The 20,116-nt window shown below is 53.4% G+C and carries 15 protein-coding genes; 11 read left to right on the top strand and 4 right to left on the bottom strand.

Annotation, left to right across the window (positions count from 1 at the left end; translation table 11 throughout):
• Positions 1 to 24: 24 nt before the first annotated feature.
• Positions 25 to 1,317: a hypothetical protein gene (locus TH63_RS11710; protein WP_048921099.1), complete on the top strand. Its 1,293-nt coding sequence runs from the start codon at positions 25 to 27 to the stop codon at positions 1,315 to 1,317.
• Positions 1,318 to 1,906: 589 nt separating this feature from the next.
• Here TH63_RS11710 and TH63_RS11705 read toward each other — a convergent pair.
• Positions 1,907 to 5,200, bottom strand: coding sequence for a vitamin B12-dependent ribonucleotide reductase (locus TH63_RS11705; RefSeq protein WP_048921098.1), 3,294 nt, complete (start codon positions 5,198 to 5,200; stop codon positions 1,907 to 1,909).
• A gap of 518 nt (positions 5,201 to 5,718) precedes the next feature.
• Here TH63_RS11705 and ric point away from each other — a divergent pair.
• The 7 genes from ric to TH63_RS11670 all read left to right on the top strand — a co-directional run bounded on the left by ric (position 5,719) and on the right by TH63_RS11670 (position 11,086).
• The gene (ric, locus tag TH63_RS11700) at positions 5,719 to 6,678 is read left to right on the top strand and encodes an iron-sulfur cluster repair di-iron protein (RefSeq protein WP_048922786.1); all 960 of its coding nucleotides are present in this window, start codon (positions 5,719 to 5,721) and stop codon (positions 6,676 to 6,678) included.
• Positions 6,679 to 6,743: 65 nt separating this feature from the next.
• Complete coding sequence (locus TH63_RS11695) at positions 6,744 to 7,238, top strand: hemerythrin domain-containing protein (RefSeq protein ID WP_048921097.1); 495 nt, start codon at positions 6,744 to 6,746, stop codon at positions 7,236 to 7,238.
• A gap of 187 nt (positions 7,239 to 7,425) precedes the next feature.
• Positions 7,426 to 8,253, top strand: coding sequence for a DUF2249 domain-containing protein (locus TH63_RS11690; protein WP_048921096.1), 828 nt, complete (start codon positions 7,426 to 7,428; stop codon positions 8,251 to 8,253).
• 2 nt (positions 8,254 to 8,255) lie between these two features.
• Positions 8,256 to 9,563: a cbb3-type cytochrome c oxidase subunit I gene (locus tag TH63_RS11685; RefSeq protein WP_048921095.1), complete on the top strand. Its 1,308-nt coding sequence runs from the start codon at positions 8,256 to 8,258 to the stop codon at positions 9,561 to 9,563.
• Positions 9,544 to 9,849, top strand: coding sequence for a metal-sulfur cluster assembly factor (locus TH63_RS11680; RefSeq protein ID WP_048921094.1), 306 nt, complete (start codon positions 9,544 to 9,546; stop codon positions 9,847 to 9,849). The genes TH63_RS11685 and TH63_RS11680 overlap by 20 nt, the downstream gene beginning before the upstream one ends.
• 52 nt (positions 9,850 to 9,901) lie before the next feature.
• A complete protein-coding gene (locus TH63_RS11675; RefSeq protein WP_048922785.1) occupies positions 9,902 to 10,372 on the top strand; it encodes an RrF2 family transcriptional regulator in 471 nt (156 codons plus the stop codon).
• 189 nt (positions 10,373 to 10,561) lie between these two features.
• Positions 10,562 to 11,086 (top strand): acyl-CoA thioesterase, encoded by a 525-nt coding sequence (locus TH63_RS11670; RefSeq protein WP_048921093.1) that lies wholly within the window; start codon positions 10,562 to 10,564, stop codon positions 11,084 to 11,086.
• A 485-nt stretch (positions 11,087 to 11,571) separates the two neighbouring features.
• Here TH63_RS11670 and TH63_RS11665 read toward each other — a convergent pair whose 3' ends face one another.
• From TH63_RS11665 to TH63_RS11655, 3 genes are read right to left on the bottom strand one after another with little or no spacing between them, the layout of a single operon-like run.
• Positions 11,572 to 12,891 carry a TolC family protein gene (locus TH63_RS11665; RefSeq protein ID WP_053093795.1) on the bottom strand — a complete coding sequence of 440 codons (1,320 nt, stop codon included), beginning with the start codon at positions 12,889 to 12,891 and terminating at the stop codon, positions 11,572 to 11,574.
• 23 nt (positions 12,892 to 12,914) lie between these two features.
• Entirely contained in the window at positions 12,915 to 16,016 is a 3,102-nt protein-coding gene (locus tag TH63_RS11660) for an efflux RND transporter permease subunit (protein WP_048921092.1), read from the bottom strand.
• Positions 16,017 to 16,029: 13 nt separating this feature from the next.
• Positions 16,030 to 17,142 (bottom strand): efflux RND transporter periplasmic adaptor subunit, encoded by a 1,113-nt coding sequence (locus TH63_RS11655; protein ID WP_048921091.1) that lies wholly within the window; start codon positions 17,140 to 17,142, stop codon positions 16,030 to 16,032.
• A 549-nt stretch (positions 17,143 to 17,691) separates the two neighbouring features.
• Between TH63_RS11655 and TH63_RS11650 the strand changes: the two genes are divergently transcribed.
• The 3 genes from TH63_RS11650 to TH63_RS11640 are packed head-to-tail and all read left to right on the top strand — an operon-like array spanning position 17,692 to position 20,065.
• Entirely contained in the window at positions 17,692 to 18,042 is a 351-nt protein-coding gene (locus TH63_RS11650; protein WP_048921090.1) for an MGMT family protein, read from the top strand.
• A gap of 1 nt (position 18,043) precedes the next feature.
• Entirely contained in the window at positions 18,044 to 19,087 is a 1,044-nt protein-coding gene (locus TH63_RS11645; protein WP_048921089.1) for a hypothetical protein, read from the top strand.
• A 54-nt stretch (positions 19,088 to 19,141) separates the two neighbouring features.
• Complete coding sequence (locus tag TH63_RS11640) at positions 19,142 to 20,065, top strand: YihY/virulence factor BrkB family protein (RefSeq protein WP_048921088.1); 924 nt, start codon at positions 19,142 to 19,144, stop codon at positions 20,063 to 20,065.
• The last annotated feature ends 51 nt before the right edge of the window (positions 20,066 to 20,116 follow it).

Genomic DNA, 20,116 nt, shown 5'->3' with positions numbered 1-20,116 from the left:
TTTCCGCTTTTTAAATTTGCCCCCGTGAACATTCATTCCAAACGAAACTGGCTGCTGGTAGCCCTGCTTAACCTGGTGGTGGTGGCTTTTTTAGGCCTGCTTCTGCGGTGGATGTTCGTGGCCCCCGTGGCCGGGCTTAACTATAAATTCCTGCTGCACGCCCACTCCCATGTGGCTTTGCTGGGTTGGCTGTATTCGGCGCTGTTTGTAGGGTTGCTGGTGGCGTATCTGCCGCCCGAGCTTCAGCACAAACGCACCTATACCTGGCAGTTCTGGCTCTCGCAAGGCGCGGTGCTGGGCATGCTGCTCACGTTTCCAGTGCAGGGCTATGCGGCGGCTTCTATTACGTTTTCTTCGGCGCACATTCTGCTCAGCTACTGGTTTATTTACCGGTTCCTGAAAGATGTAAAGTCCGTTCCCGCCATCCAGCAGAAACACCCGGTATCGCTTCGGTTCGTGAAAGCCGCCCTGTTTTTTCTGGCGCTTTCTTCCTTGGGTCCCTGGGCTATGGGACCCATCATGGCCACCGGCCGAACCTTCAGTGAGCTCTACTACAACGCCATCTACTTTTACCTGCACTTCCAGTACAACGGCTGGTTTACCTTTGCGGTGCTGGGGCTGGTGTTCTGGCTCCTGGAGCGCCATCAAATTACTTTTCCGGTAAAGACCTCCAACCCCTTTTTTCTCCAGATGTTCTGGTCCTGCCTGCCAGCATATCTGCTTTCCGTCCTCTGGACGAAACCTGATATAGCCGTGTTTTTAGCAGGCGGAGCTTCAGCGTTGGTACAAGTAGCGGCGCTGGGCCTTTTCCTGCGAATGCTCTGGCCCGCCCGGCGACAGATCCTGGCTTTGTTTGGCCCTTGGGGCCGCGGCTTGGTTCTGCTGGCCCTGTTGGCGTTCACCCTAAAGACCATCATGCAACTGCTCACGGCTTTCCCCTACATGGCTGATCTGGCGTTCAAGCTTAGGTTCTTTATCATCGGGTACCTGCATCTGGTGCTCATCGGTTTTATTAGCCTGTTTGTGTTCGCGTTCTTCACCCAGCTTGGCTGGCTGAGTTTCCGGAAAACGGTAAGCCGCTGGGGAATGGGTTTGTTTCTGTTTGCCTTTGTGGGGACTGAGGCGCTTCTCTTTCTGCAGGGTACCTTGTTTTGGCTGGGCCTGGGGAATATTCCGCACTTCTATGAAGGAATGTTCGGGCTTAGCGTGCTGTTGCCGGTGGGAATTCTGCTGTTTTTCCTGGCGCAATTGCGTGGAAAGGAGGTTAGGGTAGAAGAAAGTGAGTCACAGGTAAGGCAAGTGCAGGTGCATCCTTGAGTTGGGTTAGTTCTTTAGTGCAGAGTAGAATTGCTGTTGATTTAGACAGGCGCAGTCCTCTCAATTACCTCCTCTTGTAAAGAAAAGCAAATTCTTCTTTCTATGGCGCGGAAGTTACTTCCGTGACTAATTAATACTGTCAGAAATCATCCGAAGTGTCTATAAACGAGACTCTCCCCTTGAGGGGAGCGCAGAGGGGTGTTTACATTTGCTGATGCACGCATTCTTGACTAAATACTTTTGGCAATAGGAAGTACAGAACTAGATTCAGCTTATCTACAAAGTGCGCTCTCCTGTGTAAACACCCTTTTGCGCTCCCCTCAAGGGGAGAGTCTGCATCTTGAACGGCGTTTCCTCCCAGGCAGACTGGATGACTACTTCCCACGTTCCTGTCTTTTTTATGCTACCACTATATAATAATTAGTTATGCGCTTTTAAGGCTTCGCCTTACTGAAGTTGGAAACTTCAGATCATTTTTAGGTCCAAGTTGGAAACTTGAACCAGAGAAAAATAAAGTCCGCTGTCTGTTTTGAGCCTGTTTTCACAAAAACAGGCTCAAAACAGACAGCGGACTTTTAGTCAAATCTCCTTAACTGCAACCCAGACTATTGCCGCAATTCAGGCACTTGTAGCAGGTACCGGACCGGATGGTAATGTGACCGCAGACGTTGCAGATAGGGGCATCGCCCATCATGCTGGCCAGTACCTGTTGGGTTTGCTCCATTAAAACGGTTCGGGTTTGGGTGAAGACCTGGTGGGTGTTCCCGTTGGAAGTAGAAGCCATCTCCTGCGCTTTGGCTACCGGGGCAGACGCTTGGGTGGGTACCACCGCCTGCACTTCTTTTTCCTGTTCCGGCACGTGCACCAGGTCTACCCGGTTCAAATACTCATAGCCCAGCAACCTGAACAGGTAATCAAACACCGAGGTGGCAGATTTTATGTTGGGGTGCTCTACGCGGCCGGCCGGCTCAAAGCGGGTAAAGGTAAAGCGGTTCACAAATTCCTCCAGCGGCACCCCGTACTGCAAGCCCAATGAAACGGCAATGGCGAAGCAGTTCAAAATGGACCGGAACGAGGCGCCTTCCTTGTACATGTCAATAAAGATCTCGCCCAAAGACCCATCGGCATACTCCCCGGTTCTGATGTAGACCGTGTGGCCGTCAATCTTGGCTTTCTGGGTGAACCCTTTGCGCCGGTCAGGCAATTTTTGGCGCTCTACCATGGCGGTGAGGTGCTGCCTGAACGCCTGGTGGCCCGATTCGGAGAGTATGGCTTTGGCGGCCTTCAGTACCTGTTCGGGGTTAAGAATGGTTTCTGTGGGGCTGGTCACTTCTTCCTTAGGGGCTTCTTCTTCCTGGGTAGCGGAACTTTTGGCGGTGAGCGGCTGGGAAAGTTTGCTGCCATCGCGGTACAGGGAGCAGGCTTTCAGGCCCAGTTCCCAGGAAAGCTGGTAGCAGTGCGCCACTTCGTCCACGGTGGCCTCATTCGGTAAATTAATGGTCTTGGAGATAGCCCCGGAGATAAAGGGCTGTACGGCCGCCATCATGTGAATGTGCCCCTCGGCCTTGATGAACCGGGTGCCTTTGTGGCCGCAGCGGTTAGCGCAGTCAAACACCGGGTAATGCTCTTCGCGCAGGTAAGGGGCGCCCTCTACGGTCATGGTGCCGCACACAAAGTCATTGGCCTCATTGATCTGCTGCAGGCTAAAGCCCAGGCGCTGGAGCAGGTTAAAGTCAGGCGCCGTGTATTGGGCCGGGGTAAAGCCTAATCGTTGAAGGCAGTCCTCGCCCAGGGTATAGGCATTGAACAAAGAAGTGAGGTCATAAGCCGTGGCCAGCGCCGATTCCAGTTTTTCCAAGTCCTGGGGCAGGAAGCCTTTGGCCAGCAACACTTCCCTTGAGAGGTGCGGGGCGCCCTCTAAAGTACCGTGGCCTTTGGCGTAGTTGACAATGGCTTCTACCTGTTCCGCTGAGTAACCAAGTTTCCGTAGCGCCTCGGGGATGGACTGGTTGATGATCTTGAAGTAGCCGCCGCCGGCCAGTTTCTTGTATTTGACCAGGGCATAGTCGGGCTCCACACCGGTGGTGTCACAGTCCATGAGCAGGCCAATGGTGCCGGTAGGGGCAATAACGGTGGCCTGGGCATTGCGGTAACCATGCATCTCGCCTTGGCGCAGGGCTACGTCCCAGGCGTTTTGGGCTGCTTTTAGAAGGGTAGGGGGGCACAGGTTCTGGTCCAGTCCCAGGGGCGTGATGCTGAGGCCTTCGTACTGGTCTTGCTGGTTAAAGCTGGCGTAACGGTGGTTCCGGATCACGCGCAGCATGGATTCCCGGTTGGGTTGATATTTGGCAAATGCGCCCAGGGTAGCCGCCATCTCCGCGGAGGTCTGGTAGGCGGTGCCGGTCATGAGGGACGTGATTCCTGCTGCTACGGCCCGGGCGGCTTCACTGTCATATGGTAACCCCTGGATCATAAGCAGGGCGCCCAGATTGGCGTAGCCCAGTCCAATGGTGCGGTACTCATAGGAGCGCTGCGCCACCACCTCAGAAGGGAACTGCGCCATAAGCACTGATATCTCCAATACCACGGTCCAGAGGCGGCTGGCGTGCGCGAAGGCTTTTACGTCAAATTCCTGCTTCTTCAGATCAAAGAAGCGCAGCAGATTGAGTGAGGCCAGGTTACAGGCGGTATCATCCAGAAACATGTACTCAGAGCAGGGGTTAGAGCCCCTGATCGGGCCCTCGGCAGGGCAGGTGTGCCACTCATTGATGGTGGTGTCAAACTGTACGCCAGGGTCGGCGCAGGCCCAGGCGGCCTCCGCTATTTCCTGCCAGAGCTTCCGGGCCGGAATGCTTTTCATCACTTGCCCGTTGGTGCGGGCGGTGAGGTGCCAGTCGGCATTGTTTTTCAGGGCCTCAAAGAAAGCATTGGGCACCCGCACCGAGTTGTTGGAGTTCTGACCGGAAACCGTGCTGTAGGCTTCGCCCTCGTAGTCTGACGAGTAGCCGGCTGCAATAAGCGCCGCCACTTTTTTCTCCTCGTCTTTCTTCCAGTTGATGAAGGCCTCAATCTCGGGGTGGTCCAGGTCCAGGCTCACCATTTTGGCCGCCCGGCGGGTGGTACCTCCAGATTTGATAGCTCCGGCCGCGCGGTCGCCTACGCGCAGGAACGACATGAGGCCCGAGGAGGTGCCGCCACCGGAGAGAGGTTCTTCTTTGCCCCTGATGCTGGAGAAGTTGGTGCCCACGCCGGAGCCGTACTTAAAGATGCGCGCTTCCCGCACCAGCAAATCCATGAGCCCGCCTTTCTTGGCCAGATCATCATGCACCGACAGGATAAAGCAGGCGTGAGGCTGGGGCCGCTCATACGCCGAGGTAGTTTCCTTTAGTTCCTCCGTGATGGGGTCCACGTAAAAATGGCCCTCGGCTTTGCCGGTGATGCCGTAAGATTCATGCAGGCCCGTGTTGAACCACTGCGGCGAGTTAGGGGCGGCGTATTGGCCCAGCAGCATGTACACCAGTTCGTCATAGAATACCTGGGCGTCATCCTCGGTTTTGAAGTAACCATACCGGCTGCCCCAGCTGCGCCAGCAGTTAGCCATGCGGTGCACCACTTGCTTCACAGAGGACTCGGCCCCGGTGCCGCCGTCTGGCTGCGGCACACCCGCGCGGCGGAGGTATTTCTGCGCCAGGATATCCGTGGCAATCTGGGACCATTGGGCTGGCACTTCCACGTCTTTCAGTTCGGCCACCACATCGCCGGCGGGGTTTCTAATGGTAGAGGAGCGCAGTTCATAGCGGAACGCGTCATAAGGCGATTGGCCGGGGTGGGTAAAGAGGCGGGAGAAGGCCAGCCCCTGGGGCTTCTGGGTACTCTTTTTCATAGTGACATCATCTATAGGTAATACGTTTTATCTAAAAGTCTCTACCGGTTGCTGGCGCCTGCGCTGCCCATGAACTGAAATTTAGCCTGCGGCTAAAATGCGTTTTGCGCCTGTTTTGGCTAAAACACCCTTAAAACATTCCTTTCCCCCCACCACCCAATACAGGCAGATCAGGCACCCCTACGGTAAGATTTGGGCAAGTAAATGAGCCTAATCTGCTGCTAAGCTAACCGGTGGTCCCGCCGCCTGTCATGACAAAGGTCACTTTCAAGAATAGCATCCATCATTTTGCCTTTGAGGCCTTTGTTGTAAACTTGTATACGATTGATAGTCAGGGTAAATACCCGCCTAAACGCTCAAAATATTTTACAGGAACTATAGGGGAAGGGGAGTAACAGACAACCCGATGTAAAGGTAATCGTAAAGTAAAATAATAAAATACCTTTTTATCTTTTATTTAATAAATCTCTCCTTTACCTTTACCCCGGTGATTGAATAAAAACATAAAACTTACTACTATGTCAACTACAGAAACCATTGAGACCCTAGACGTTACCACCCTGGAACCACGCATGAAACACCCTACCATCTTTGAATGGTTTGACGCGTTACGCGGCGGCGAGGCTTTTATCATACACAACGACCATGACCCTAAACCGCTGTACTACCAGTTACTGGGGGAGCGCGGCAATATCTTTAAATGGGAGTACCTGGAGCAGGGTCCCGAAGTATGGGAAGTGAAGATCTCTAAACTGACGCCAACGGAAGAGGAAAGCATTGGCGAACTGGTGGCCAAGGATTTCAGAAAAGCCCAGGTGTTCAAGAAATACGGCATTGACTTCTGCTGCGGCGGCAAAAAATCTGTGGCCCAGGTATGCGAGGAAAAAGGCATTAACCCAGCCGTGGTAGAACGCGAACTGGAAGCCTTACCAGATACCAAAGCCGGTGCCGAGACCGATTTTCAGAGCTGGGACCTTTCCTTCTTAGCCGACTACATTGTGAACGTCCACCACAAATACGTGCGGGAAGCCATTCCGGCCCTGTATGAGTACACTACCAAGATTGCCCGCGTGCACGGCGCCAACCACCCAGAACTGATTGAGGTGGCCAAGCACTTCACCAACGTGGCCAATGAACTGGAGTCCCATATGCCCAAAGAAGAGCGCGTGCTGTTCCCGTTCATCAAGCAACTGAATGAGGCCAAGCAGAAAGGAGAGAAACTGGACAAGCCCGCCTTTGGCAGTATCCAGAGCCCTATCAATATGATGGAGATGGAGCACGAGGCCGCCGGTGGCGAGCTGGAAGCCATCAGAGAAAAAACCAACAACTTCGCCCTGCCCGCCGATGCCTGCGCCACCTACCAGGTAGCCTTTGCCAAGCTGCAGGAGTTTGAGGAAGATTTGCACCGCCACATCCACCTGGAGAACAACATCCTGTTCCCTAAAGCGCTGGAATTAGAGAAAGAAGTATTGAAGTAGAAAAAGAAGGGCAGGCCAGTAAAAGCCTGCCCCTTATTACCTCACGGGCCAAGCCCACCAATGCCATGGAAAAGGCGATCAAACCCCAGAAAAGAGACAAGAGTTTAGTTCCGCTGTCACGGGAGCACCATTTTGGGCTGCTCTTCTGCTGGAAGATAAAGGCCGGCCTGAAAAACAAGACCGACCTGTTGATCTTGCAGGCCTATGTGAAATTTTTCTGGGAGAACATTCTCAAGCCCCACTGCCAGGAAGAAGAATGGTTGGTGGACCGCTTTTTACTTCCCACAGACACCCTGCGGGAACGCATAGAAGAAGAGCACCGGCTGCTGCAATGGATGATTGACCTCATCTGTGACGGCAAACGCCATACCTCAGATCAATTCCAGACCCTGCAGAAAGACCTTACGGCCCACATCAGGTGGGAGGAGCGGGAACTGTTCCCCTACCTGCAATCTGTGGTGGCCCCTGAGGAACTGGAACTGGCCGGCCAACTGATGGCCCACCACCATAAAGGACAACCCGTGGCAGATGATTTTACGCCTGCTTTCTGGGAAGAATAGATAGGAGGGCCCAGGTCCTCCTGTACAAGAAATGGTTTGATACAAATGGGGGAGGAGACCTTGCCCACTTTTCAGACCAATGTGGCCATTTGGTCCTTTGTGAGGGAAGGAATCAAAGGCCACATAAAACCAAAGGTGGATAGATAAATATACCGTTTGCCTGCCCACTTACTAACCAACACTACCTATGGAAATAGCTGCCGCCACCAAGATCTCAACGCTCATCAAGGCCAATCCAGACGCCATTGAGGCCATTGCCAGCATTAACCGGCATTTTGAGAAACTGCGCAACCCCCTGCTCCGGAAGATTCTGGCCAGCAGGGTCACCATAGCTGATGCCGCCCGCATTGGCGGCTGTGACGTAGAAACCTTCTTTGAAAAACTGGTGCCATTAGGCTTTACGGTGAAGCAGCAGGGTGCCGGGGTGCCCGTCAAACCCGCCCCGACCCCGGCTGTTTTCCACCGGTTTTTGGAAAAACTGCCCCAAAACGCTTTGATCCAACTGGACGTGCGCGAAGACATCGCCTCGGGCAATGACCCGTTCCTGGAGATCATGAAAGGGGTGGACCAGATCAACGGCCAGAACGCCCTGGTGATCATCAATACCTTTGAACCCACGCCCCTCATCCAGATCCTGAAGAAAAGAGGCTACGTCAGCTTTACCCAGGAGAAAGCCGAGGACCTGGTCTATTGCTACTTCTGGAAAGAAGGAAACCCTACTGCCCCGGCGGAGACTATTCCGGCTACGGCCCCCAACAGCGCGGAATACGAGCAGTTGCTGCAGAAATACCAGGATCACCTGACCCACCTGGACGTACGGCACCTGGAAATGCCCCAGCCCATGGTCTCCATTCTGGATGCCCTGGAGCGCCTGGCCCCGGAGGAGGCCCTGCACGTGACCCACCAGCGGGTGCCCCGGTTTTTGCTGCCTAAACTGCAGGAGCGCCATTTTGAGATTGTCATTAAGGAAGTGAACCCTTCTGAGGTGCATTTATTGATTTACAAAGAAACCTGATCATGGCCACTGCAAGCATTTCCAATTCCCCCAGTAAATGGGTAGTGCTGCCGCATTACGCGTTCGCGGCGGGCGCCTTTCTGGTGCTCAGCATTTTGCTGCTGTTCTCCACCAATGCCTTTGGCGGCCATTACTTTCACCCTAAATTACTTACCCTTACCCACGTGGCGGTGCTGGGTTGGGCTACCATGGTTATTTTCGGGGCCTTGTACCAATTGCTGCCGGTGGTGCTGGACTGCAAACTGTACAGTGAGAAGCTGGCGTTCTATACCTTCGGGCTGCTGGGCGTAGGTACCATATTGCTGGCCTATTCCTTCTGGAATTTCTCTTTGGGGCTGGTCCTGCACGTGGCAGCCTGCTGCCTGCTGGCGGCTTTTGTGCTGTTCAATATCAACGTGATCCAGACCGCCCGGAAAGCGCCCAAATGGACCATTGAGGCAGATTTTATTGTCACCTCGGCTATCTGGCTGCTGTTGACCGGTTTTGTGGGGCTTTTAATGGCCATCAACTTTACCAATCCTTTCCTGCCCCAGGACCATGTACGCTACCTGCAGTTGCACGCCCACATGGGCATGGCCGGCTGGTTTTTGCTTCTGATCATTGGGGTAGGCAGCAAGCTGATTCCTATGTTCCTGCTGGCGCACCCCGAGGATACCCGCAAGCTCAACTGGTCTTATAACCTGATCAACGGCGGGCTGGTGTTCTTCATCTTTGACCACCTGTTCTTTCGGTCGCCGCTTACCCCGCTGTACGCCGCTTTGGTGGTAGGCGGGCTGGTGCTGTTTCTGTTGTTCCTGCATGACGCCAAAGTGCTGGGGCACCGCAAAGACATGGACCTGGGCATGAAACAAACCTTTTTGGCGCTGGCCCTGCTCATTGTGCCCATTGTGCTGGTCTTTCTGGTGAGCACCGACCTGGGGCTGCCGCAGCAAGTGCTGTCCTCCCTGTACCTGGTGTATGGGCTCTCTATCTTCCTGGGCTTTATCTCGGCGCTTATTCTGGGGCAGACCTTTAAAACTCTGCCTTTCATTGTCTGGATGCACGTGTATGAAGACCATGTGGGCCGGTACAAAACTCCGCTGCCCAAAGACCTGTTCAATACCCATTTGCTGCGCTGGCAGAACATTAGTTACCTTCTTGGGTTTCTACTGTTGGTGGTGGGGGTGCTGTGGCGGGTAGAGGCAGTGATTCTGGCCGGCAGCATTGCCTTTTGCCTGGCTGCTATTTTGTATACCATCAATGTGTTTCACTTGCTGGTCCATAAAGCCCAGCACTTAACCCCGTTCGTCTATGGAAACGCCCGCGCCTGACCGTACCCAGGAAGTCTATGACGTCCTGAAGTACATCATCGACCCTGAGATTGGGGTGAACATTGTGGACCTGGGCCTGGTATATGACGTGACAATCACAGACCAGGAGATTCACGTGGAAATGACCCTGACCACGCCCGGCTGCCCCATGAGCAACACCATTACCATGGCCACGGAACAGATTCTGTTGAGGAAGTTCCCGCACCGGCAGGTCACCGTTGAACTGGTCTGGACCCCGGCCTGGACCCCAGAGCGGATAAGTGCCGAAGGATTGGAACAGCTATGAAAGAAGGTTACCTTCGTGCCGGGAAGCCGATTGGAGATGAAGTGAAATGAGTATGTTATCTAAGACAACCGAATACGCCCTCCGGGCGATTGTATATATTGCCATCAACAATGAGGGCGGCAAGAAAGTAGGCATTAAAGAACTGTCACAGGAACTGGAACTGCCCAGCCCGTTCATGGGCAAGATCCTTCAGGACCTGGTGCGCAAGGGCGTCATTGCCTCTATGAAAGGTCCGCACGGCGGATTTTACCTGCACCGGCCTGCCTCTGAGATCACCATTCTGGAAGTGGTGAACACCATAGACGGGCTGGAGGCTTTCAAGAAATGCGGCATGGGCATGAAAAAGTGCTCAGACAAACACCCCTGCCCGCTGCACAATGACATTAAAGCCTACCGTGACCACCTGCTGGGCGTGTTCAACAAGAAAAATATCCAAGACCTGGTAGACAGCATCAAATCAGGGAAGTTCTTTATCACCAACGTGCCTGAAGACCAGGTGAAAATTTTGAATCCGCTTCTATAGAAAGCCCAATCTGTTCATTTAGAGCAGATTTTGTGTTGCCATAAGAAACAATAGCAGCCTTTTTCTCCAAGGGAAGAAGGCTGCTATTGTTATTTTAAAGCCTAGAGAAGTAATATCTTGAAGGGAGGTACATCCATTAAACCTGGTTTGCCGTTGCATTACCCAAACCATTTGGCAAATTTTGAGGCTATGAAACACCAGACCACTTCCCCCAGACCTTCCGTGCTGGAAAGCCAGACCCGAATCAGGTTTGACCACTGCGATCCCTTCGGGCATTTGAACAACAGCGCCTTCCTTAACTACTTCCAGAACGAGCGCGAAGACCAGGTGGAAGCCGCCTACGGCATGGACATTCACGCCTTCTTCCGGAAGACCGGCCGGGCCTGGGTAGTGGGCCAAAACCAGATTGTGTACCTGAGCCCCGCCACCGTGCGCGAGCTAGTCACCATCCAGACTGCCATCATCCAGATCACCGACACCAGCATGCTGGTAGAACACGTCATGCTGGACGAGAAAAAAGAAAAGCTGAAGGCCGTGCTCTGGACCAAGTTTGTGTACATAGACGTCCGCAAAAACGAGCGGGCCCAGCATGAACCGGAGTTAATGGAGCTGTTCAATGAGGTAGCCGTGAAAGAGGAGGTGCCCACGGTGTTTGAAGACCGAGTGCGGCAGTTGCGGGAGAAGATGAAAGCCGCCCAGTTAAAGACGAAGTAGCCAGTAGAATATTTAAAATCCGTTTCTGGCCTGTTTTCCGGAAAACAGGCCCGAAACGGATTTTCCTTTTCCCTGCCGCAAGTTTAGCGGCTGCGTAACTTGTGGCTTGCCATTGGGTAAGTTTATAAACTTACGTACCCCGCTTCTTTCATCTAGTTCACTTGCCTTGCTTTCCGGCAAAAGAAGGGGAGTTGAAAACTCCCCGCCATGCAAAACCACAAGTTACGCAGTCGCTAAACTTGCGGTAGGTTTTTCTGTTTTGGGCCTGTTTTCAGAAAAACAGGCCCAAAACAGGTAGTGGGATTTGTGCAATTAAAAAGAAGGAAAGCTTTTCTAGTTCGCCCACAAGATCCTATCAGGATGACAAAAAAAAGAGGAGGGGAAAGAAGGACCCGAGAACTTGAAAGTTGTAACATAAAAAAAGCGTTTCGGGGCTGTTTTCTCAAAAACAGCCCCGAAACGCTTTCTGCGTAAATCAAGCTATACTACAGGTCCAGGTTACCGGAGATTTCCCGGAGGGAGACTTCTGCTATTTTGGCCTGGTAAAGGGCGTTGCTGTAGCGCACGGTAGAATTCACGAAGTTAAGTTGGGCGTCCCGCACTTCCATGGTGGTGATGCTGCCCAGCCGGTATTTCTCCATGGTGATGTCCAGGTTCTGGCGGGCAATGCGCTGGTTGTTTTCCTCCAGGCGCACCAGGGTCAGGTTGGTGCGGTAGGTCTGGAACGCGGCGGCCAGCTGAGCCTGCAGATTCTGGTTCACCTGCTGAAACTGTATTTCGGCGCTGTTGATCTGGATGTTGGCGTTCTGCTCGTTTCTGCGCTGGTTAAAGCCGGTGAAAATAGGCACCGCCGCCGTGACGCCGTAGGTGAGCCCGTTTCCGGTAGAGAGCGTGGAGAAACCCAGTGCCGACCGGTTATGGGAGAAGCTGTAGCCGGTGTTCACCCCAATGGTGGGGTAGCGGCTGGCCCGCACCTGCCGGGCCTGCAGCTCGGCAACGCGGCGGTTCAACACGGCGGCTTTTAAGGCCGGGTTCTGCTGCTCTACCAGAGAGGAAAGCTGCGCCAGGGTTAACTGGTCATTAATGGTGATGCCGTCTACTACCCTAAACTGCGTGGACACCTCACGGGCCATAATCTCATTCAGGCGTATCTGGGTATTGCGGTAAAGCTCCTGCTGGCGCAGCAGGTTGGTGGTGTCGGTGTTAAAGTCTACCTGGGCGTTCAGGACTTCCAGGCGGGCGGCCTTGCCTATCTCAAAGCGGGTCTTGGCGGTCTGCACCCTGAACTGGGACAACGAAACCGCCGTGTCATAGGCCCGCAGTTGCAATTGCTGCTGCACCAGGTCATAGTAGGTACTGATCACGTCGCCCACGCGGGTAAGCACCGTTTGCTGCAGGTTGGCCTCGCCGAGTTTCTGCAGTTCCTGCAGCTGCTCAAAGCGGGCAAACATGGCAAACCCGTTAAAGACGGTCCAGTTCAGGCCCACGCCGTAGTTGAGGGTAGAGCCCCGGCCCCAGCTTACTTCGTTTACCTGGCCATCGGCGCGGGTCTGGGAGCTGTTCTGAATGGTGTTGTTGTTGGTAAGGGTAGCGTTCACATTCGGCAGCATGCCGGCGTTGCCGCGGCTCACGTTGTTTTCTGCTATCTGTACATCATTGGCGAACAGCTTAATGTCAAAGTTGCGCTCCAGGGTAATCTTAACGGCTTCCTCTAAAGTTAAAAGCTCCTGCGCCTTCGCCGGGGCTGTTCCTAAGAAAAGGAGCAGGAAGAAGGCAGGCAGAAACCAGTTTTTGTGTGCTATCATAAGGGAGATAAAATCATGAATAATTAGTGAGCCACAGATTTCTCGTACTCTTCAATGTGGTCAAATTCTGGGTGATGCTTGCGGTCTCTGGACCACATGGAGTAAATGGCCGGAATCACGAACAGCGTCAAAACCAACGAGAAAATGGTTCCGCCTACAATCACCACGCCCATGCCTATGCGGCTTTGGGCGGCCGCGCCTAGGGCCAGGGCAATGGGCAAGGCACCCAGTGCAATGGCCAAACTGGTCATCAAAATAGGGCGCAAACGGGCTTCAGAGGCTTCCAGTATGGCCTCCATCTTAGGTTTGCCGTCTTCGCGCAGCTGGTTGGCAAATTCTACAATCAAGATACCGTTCTTGGTTACCAGCCCTATGAGCATGATGGTTCCAATCTGGCTGAAGATGTTCCAGGTCTGCCCAAACAGCCACAGAGACAGCATGGCCCCGGCCACCGCCATTGGTACCGTTAAAATGATGATGAACGGATCTACGAAGCTCTCAAACTGCGCGGCCAGAATCAGGTAAATAAGCAGCAACGCCAGGCCGAAGGCGAACATGGTATTGGAACCGCTTTCCACAAAGTCACGGGATTCCCCGGCCAGGTCAGTGGTAAAGGTTTTGTCTAGCACCTTGTCTCTGATCTCATCCATGGCCTCAATCCCGTCGCCAATACTTTTGCCTGGGGCAAGCCCGGCCGAGATGGTCGCGGACAGGTACCGGTTGTTGTGGTAGAGCTGCGGTGGGCTGCTGCGTTCCTGCATGGTTACCAGGTTGTCCAGCTGCACCAGTTGGCCGGTAGAACTGCGCACGAACAAGGAAGTTAAATCGGTAGGGTCATCGCGGTCAGGGCGGTCAAACTGGCCCATGACCTGGTACTGGCGTCCGTTCATGAGAAAATACCCAAAGCGCTGCCCGCTCAAAGAAAGCTGCAGGGTTTGGGCCACGTCAATCACAGATACGCCCAGGCTTTGGGCCTTTTCGCGGTCAATGGTGATGTTGATTTCCGGCTTGTTGAATTTCAGGTTGACGTCTGCGTTGGTGAAGATGGGGTTCTGGTTGACTTCTTCCAGGAACACCGGTATTTTCTCCTGCAGCTTCTCAAAGTTAGGCGCCTGAATAATGTACTGGATAGGCTGGCCCCCGCGCCGGTTCACCGAGATGGTAGGCTGCTGGCTTACGTTGGTTCTGGCCTCCGGGAAGCGTCTGGTCAGTTTAGACAAATGATCGGCTACTTCTTTCTGGGAGCGTTCCCGGTCTTCGGGCTGCTTTAAGGCCAGGCGCATCATACCGCTGTTCACTGAGCTAGACCCGCCAAAGCCCGGCGAGGTAATCACCAGGTTCACCTGCTTTTCCGGAATAGAGTCTTCCACCAGTTGGGTCAGTTCCAGCATAAAGCGATCCATGTATTCATAGGAGGCGCCCTCTGGTCCAGTGGCAGACACCCGCAGCATGCTGCGGTCATCATACGGCGCGGTTTCTTTCTGCAGGGTCATGTAAAACAGCACCGTCAATCCCAGACAAACCAGGATGATAGGGAAGCTCAGCCATCTGCGTTTCATAAAGGAAGCCAGGGCCTCCGCGTAGCTGCTGTTCATTTTCTGGAACATTGGCTCGGTCCAGTTATAGAACTTAGACTTCTTCTGCTCGCCACCTTTCATCAGGTAAGCGTTCAGCATAGGCGTCAGGGTCAAAGAAACAAAGGCAGAGATCAATACGGCGGCCCCTATGACCACCCCAAATTCCCGGAACAGCCTCCCCACGAAGCCTTCCAGGAAGATTACCGGTAGGAACACCGCCGCCAGCGTGATGGAGATGGAGATAACCGCCATGAAAATCTCATTGGAGCCTTTGATGGCCGCCTCAATGGGTGACATGCCTTCCTCTACTTTTTTGTAGATGTTCTCCGTTACCACAATCCCGTCATCCACTACCAGACCCGTCGCCAACACAATGGCCAGCAGGGTAAGCACATTAATGGAGAACCCGGCCAGGTACATGATAAAGAACGTGGCGACCAACGAAACCGGAATATCTATCAACGGCCGGAAGGCAATGCCCCAGTCCCTGAAGAACAGGTAGATGATCAGGATTACCAGGATCAAGGCAATGAGAATAGTCTCCGCTACCTCAATCACAGATTTCTTGATGAACACGGTGTTGTCCATCACAATGTCCAGCTGAATGTCTTTGGGAACCTCAGATTTGAGTTTCTCAAACTGGTCATAGAAGTTGCCGGCAATCTCAAGGTAGTTGGTGCCCGGCTGCGGAATAATGGCCATCCCTACCATGGGCGTACCAGATTCGGTCATCTTGGTTTCAAGGTTCTCCGCGCCTAATTCGGCCCGGCCCACGTCACTGAAGCGGGTAATGGTTTCGCCTTCAGAGGAGATGATAAGATTGTTGAACTGCTCTTGGCTAGATAAATTACCCAGGGTCTTCACGGTAAGCTCGGTATTGCTGCCGCTTACCTTTCCGGTAGGCAGTTCCACGTTCTGGCGGTTAAGGGCGTTGCGCACATCGCCCACGGTCAAGCCATGCGAGGCCAGTTTCATGGGGTCCAGCCATAGGCGCATAGCGTAGCGTTTCTGGCCCCAGATCTGGATGCTACTCACCCCGGGGATAGTCTGCAACCGCTGGGAGATCACGTTTTCGGCGTAATCAGAGATCTGGAGGGCGTCGCGGTTGGCGCTGCGCACGGTCATGGTAATGATGGGCTCGGAGTCGGCATCGGCTTTGGAAACCACCGGCGGGGCGTCAATGTCCTCGGGGAGGCTTCTTACCGCTTGAGATACTTTGTCGCGCACGTCATTGGCGGCCTCTTCCAGGTTTTTCTCCAGGTTGAACTCAATGTTGATGTTGCTGGAACCCTGGTTAGAGGTAGAGGAGATGTTCCGGACCCCATCAATAGAGTTAATGGCTTTCTCCAGGGGCTCGGTGATCTGTGACTCAATAATGTCTGAGTTGGCGCCGGAGTAACTGGTCCGCACCGACACGATGGCGGGGTCAATGGAAGGGTATTCCCTCACGCCCAGGAACGTGTACCCAATCACCCCAAAAAGCATCAGGAGCAGGTTGAGCACAATCGTGAAGACCGGGCGTTTAATACTGGTGGTGGATAAACTCATGTTCTTTTCCTTTTTATTTCTTCCCCAAAGCCACTTTTACCGGGCTTCCTGCTTTCAAAGACAAAATTCCGGTAGTCAGGACCGTATCACCGGCGCTCAGACCAGAGATGACCAGCAGGTCCTTCTCCGTACGGGTGGAGGTTTCAATCATAACTTCTTTGGCTTTCCCGTTATCGGTGACAAATACTTTCTTACCATTCTGCACCGGAACCACGGCCTCGGTAGGGATAAGGAGCGCATCTGAAATAACGGTTAGCGGCAATTGGATATTGGCAAAGGAACCCGGCAACAGCGTGCCGTTAGGGTTGGCGGCCCGGGCTCGTATCTGGAGCGTGCGGGAAGAAGCCTGAATGGCAGGCTCCAAGGCATAAACCCTGGCAGTGAGGGTGTCTGAAGAACCGGCCACGGTGAAGGTAAGCTCGGTGTTCAGTTTCACCTGACCGGCGTATTTCTCCGGCACGGCAAAGCTGATCTTTACCGGGTTGGTGTTCACCAGATTGGTCACCACGGTCTCAGGAGAAAGGAAACTGCCGTTGGAGATGGAGCGCAACCCTACTTTACCAGAGAAGGGCGCAGTAATAGAAGTTTTGGCCAGCTGTGCCCGCACCAACTGGATCTGGGCCTGGGCGGTTTTCAGTTCGGCGCGGGCTACGTCATATTCTTCGCGGCTGATGGCTTCTTTCTCCAGCAGCAGGCGGGCCCGCCGTTCGTTCTCTGCCGCCAGTGACTGCCGGGTCTGGGCCTGGGTAAGCTGGGCTCTTAGTTCAGAGTCGTCTATTTTCACCAGCACCTGGCCTTTGAGCACGTTGCTGCCTTCCTGGAAGAAGATGCCGCGCACCAACCCAGAAATCTGGGACCTGACCTCTACCTGTTCGTTGGCCTCAATGGAACCGGTTACGGAGAGGGTGTTGGCGAACCGCTGGGGAGTCACTACCACGCCCCGCACGCGCATAGGCATGCCGCCGCCCGCGCCGCCGGGGCCTCCAGGACCCTTTCCTCCACCGCCACCTGGACCACCACCGGGTCCACCAGCGCCTGCCATTTCCTTATTGCTCTCTATACGGTAATACACTAAAGCTCCAAAGCCAAGAATGAGAAGGGCGTAAACAATATATTTTATCTTCATAGATGATGGGGTGCTTTACGCGGCGAAGGCGTTACTGCTGGTGAAATGGAAATGGTAAAATTGTAACAGGGGAAAGATTAGATTGTTACCTGCCTGGTCTCTGTAGGTACAGTAATTATAACCCTATGGCAAAACTACTAGGTTCCATCTGTTTCAGGAACAAAACCGAAACCTTTTTACAAACAAAAAGAACAGGGAAGCGAAAGGGCAGAAGGCTAGCTTTCTGAAAGGCCAATGGGCATACCCGCTCCATGGAGCAGGGCCTTGATAAAAGAGGAAGAGGCCTGGGCAGAACCCAGGAAAGCGGTATAAAAAAGAGGTACTGTATTTTTCATTCCTTGGGAGAATTAGGAGCTAAAATGTAAGTTCTGGCGCAGGCCAGGCCCATGTGAATCTGTTCAATTGCCAACCAACGGCAGATAATTCGCGTTTTTTGGCTAGTTTTATATAAATAGACCCAAAGGAAGCCTGAAGGTTTAAAGCGGCCAGCGGTAAAAAAAGTTATTGGTCGTTTCTACAATTAATTAATTACACTTTGCCACAAGAGTTATGCCTAAAACAGATTCTCCAGATAAAAAGACCAATTTTTTTCAGGATGTCTATGAGGTGGTGAAACTGATTCCGCCGGGGCGGGTCACCTCTTACGGGGCTATTGCTTCTTACCTGGGCGCCAAGGGTTCGGCCCGCATGGTGGGTTGGGCGCTCATTGCCTCCCATTCCCAGCACGGCATTCCGGCTTATAGGGTGGTTAACCGCAACGGCCTGCTGACTGGCAAGCAGCACTTTGAATCTTATGACGCCATGCAGGCCCACCTGGAGAAGGAAGGCATCACGGTGAAAGACGACAAGGTGGTGGATTTTGAGAATCGTTTCTGGGACCCGGCCAAAGAACTTCTGTAGCATGGCCCAGACCCCAGATCCTAACAATATCTCCAAAAAGAAGAAGTTTTACCCGGTAAGTGCTCCGCTGGGCAAGTACCTGCGCGAATACTACCGTGATGTTTCTTTGCCGCTCTCTTACCAGGAGCTGCTGCATTTTACAGACGCCTACCCGCTGTATGACCGCTGGGGAAAGGATACGCTCTGGCAAACGGTAATCTATGACCCCAGCCAGATGCGCGAGATCTATGAGGGGCTCACCCGTATTTACGTGCAGCTCAAGTCTAACGGCAACGAGAGTCTCATGGAGCAGCTGTCCGTGCAGCGGGTAGACTACTGCACCTTCGGGAATTCGCACCCGTTCAGAATACGGGTAGTAAACCTGCTCAATGACAATTACGACTATTTCTACTTTAAACGCGCCGATGCCTCCCGGCTGTACGGCCTGGAACTGGAGCACGTGCTGTCTCCTAACCGCATCAATTACCTGTTGCATGACGGTTCTTTGATTGAGGAGCACATTGCGGGTATACCTGGTGATCAGTTTATCAGAGAATACCTGGGCAGGCCCGAGCTGAATAAGGTGCGTCTGGCCAAGGAGTTTGTGAAGTTCAATGAACGCTGCTTTGCGCTGCTGCTAGGCGATATGCGGTCTTATAACTATGTGGTGGTGGTTACCCCAGATTTTGAGGAGGAACAGTACCGGGTCAGGCCCATTGACTTTGACCAGGAAGCCTACGAAGGGCGCAAGAGCATGTACCTGCCGCAATTCTTCAAAGACAACAACGCCATTGTGGAACTCTGCACCAAGTGGCTGCACCCCGAGACCATGAAGCAGTACCAGAACGAGGAGCGCACCCTGCTCATCAGGCGCATTGGGGCTGCCCGCCACCGGCTCAAAGACCTCATTGACTGCATGCGCAAAGACACCATCTCTACCCCTGAAAAGATCACGCAATTAAGCAAGGAACTGGCGGCCCACCACAACAACCAAGAATTCATGGCCTGTACCACTATGGGCGACATTGTACGGCTACAGCTCAAACTGATGGTGCGGCACTTGTAATATTCTTCAGCCCAAAGTCTGGTTTTTACGTAATGGGGCGAGATGCTCGCTTTTATGCCCTCCCAACTCATCTCTTACCTGCAGCCGGTGCTGCGGCTGTTCAAGGAAGCCTTTTTGCTGTTCAAGCAGAATGACCCTCTGCGGCTGGCCTCCTCGGCGGCGTTTTTTACTTTGTTTGCGCTGCCGCCTATCTTGATTCTGGTCATCTCCCTGCTGGGCACGCTGTTCTCAGATGCCCTGATCACCGGCGAGCTTTTTGACAAACTGGCGGCCCTGGTGGGGGAGAACGCGGCGGGCCAGATTGAACTCATCCTGACCAATTTCCTGGACCTGCAAGGCAACGGCTGGGCCGCGGCCCTGTCTTTCCTTTTCCTTACGTTTGTGGCCACCACGCTCTTTACCGTTATCCAGAATTCCGTGAACCAGCTATGGAACATTGGCCTGAAAGGCGAGCAGCACCTAAAACGCGCCCTGCGCAACCGGTTCAGGGCGCTGGCCATCATCTTTACCAGCGGTATCCTTTTTCTTGCCTTTTTACTGATTGACGCCTCGCAGGCCTTTATCAATGAGCATTATGTGTTTTACAACCAGAACGTAAAGTACCTGCTCCTGGAAGTAATGCACCGCATTCTGGGCATAGCCGTGGAAACCACCTGGTTTGCTATCATCTTCCGGTTTCTGCCTTTTGGGCACATGCCGCAGCGGGCCATCTGGGTAGGGGCCGGCGTCACGGCCCTACTGTTTTTAATTGGTAAGATTTTGTTGGCTCATTTCCTGGTCAATAGCGGACTTGGTTCTTTGTATGCCACCTCCGGCGCCATTGTGGTGCTGCTGCTGTTTATCTTTTACTCGGCCATGATCTTTTTTTACGGGGCCTGCTTTACGCGCGTGTATGCCCGCTACATTCAGCAGCCCCTGGTGCCCAAGTCCTTTGCCACCTTCTATGAGTGGCGTGAAACGGATAAGTCTCCGTTTTAAGGCCGTTTTTGGTAAAACAGGCCTAAAACAGGTAGCGTGCCTTCTCAAAGA

Origin of the sequence: Rufibacter radiotolerans (assembly GCF_001078055.1) — a bacterium.
In the GTDB taxonomy this organism is placed as follows: Bacteria; Bacteroidota; Bacteroidia; order Cytophagales; family Hymenobacteraceae; genus Nibribacter; species Nibribacter radiotolerans.
This window is presented reverse-complemented; position numbering and strand designations above follow the sequence as displayed.

What these genes read in the sequence shown, in the direction of transcription:
- TH63_RS11705 (WP_048921098.1), bottom strand. Translation starts at nt 5,200, where the DNA reads ATGAAAAAGAGTACCCAGAAGCCCCAGGGGCTGGCCTTCTCCCGCCTC.
- ric (WP_048922786.1), top strand. Translation starts at nt 5,719, where the DNA reads ATGTCAACTACAGAAACCATTGAGACCCTAGACGTTACCACCCTGGAA.
- TH63_RS11695 (WP_048921097.1), top strand. Translation starts at nt 6,744, where the DNA reads ATGGAAAAGGCGATCAAACCCCAGAAAAGAGACAAGAGTTTAGTTCCG.
- TH63_RS11690 (WP_048921096.1), top strand. Translation starts at nt 7,426, where the DNA reads ATGGAAATAGCTGCCGCCACCAAGATCTCAACGCTCATCAAGGCCAAT.
- TH63_RS11685 (WP_048921095.1), top strand. Translation starts at nt 8,256, where the DNA reads ATGGCCACTGCAAGCATTTCCAATTCCCCCAGTAAATGGGTAGTGCTG.
- TH63_RS11680 (WP_048921094.1), top strand. Translation starts at nt 9,544, where the DNA reads ATGGAAACGCCCGCGCCTGACCGTACCCAGGAAGTCTATGACGTCCTG.
- TH63_RS11675 (WP_048922785.1), top strand. Translation starts at nt 9,902, where the DNA reads ATGTTATCTAAGACAACCGAATACGCCCTCCGGGCGATTGTATATATT.
- TH63_RS11670 (WP_048921093.1), top strand. Translation starts at nt 10,562, where the DNA reads ATGAAACACCAGACCACTTCCCCCAGACCTTCCGTGCTGGAAAGCCAG.
- TH63_RS11665 (WP_053093795.1), bottom strand. Translation starts at nt 12,891, where the DNA reads ATGATAGCACACAAAAACTGGTTTCTGCCTGCCTTCTTCCTGCTCCTT.
- TH63_RS11660 (WP_048921092.1), bottom strand. Translation starts at nt 16,016, where the DNA reads ATGAGTTTATCCACCACCAGTATTAAACGCCCGGTCTTCACGATTGTG.
- TH63_RS11655 (WP_048921091.1), bottom strand. Translation starts at nt 17,142, where the DNA reads ATGAAGATAAAATATATTGTTTACGCCCTTCTCATTCTTGGCTTTGGA.
- TH63_RS11650 (WP_048921090.1), top strand. Translation starts at nt 17,692, where the DNA reads ATGCCTAAAACAGATTCTCCAGATAAAAAGACCAATTTTTTTCAGGAT.
- TH63_RS11645 (WP_048921089.1), top strand. Translation starts at nt 18,044, where the DNA reads ATGGCCCAGACCCCAGATCCTAACAATATCTCCAAAAAGAAGAAGTTT.
- TH63_RS11640 (WP_048921088.1), top strand. Translation starts at nt 19,142, where the DNA reads ATGCCCTCCCAACTCATCTCTTACCTGCAGCCGGTGCTGCGGCTGTTC.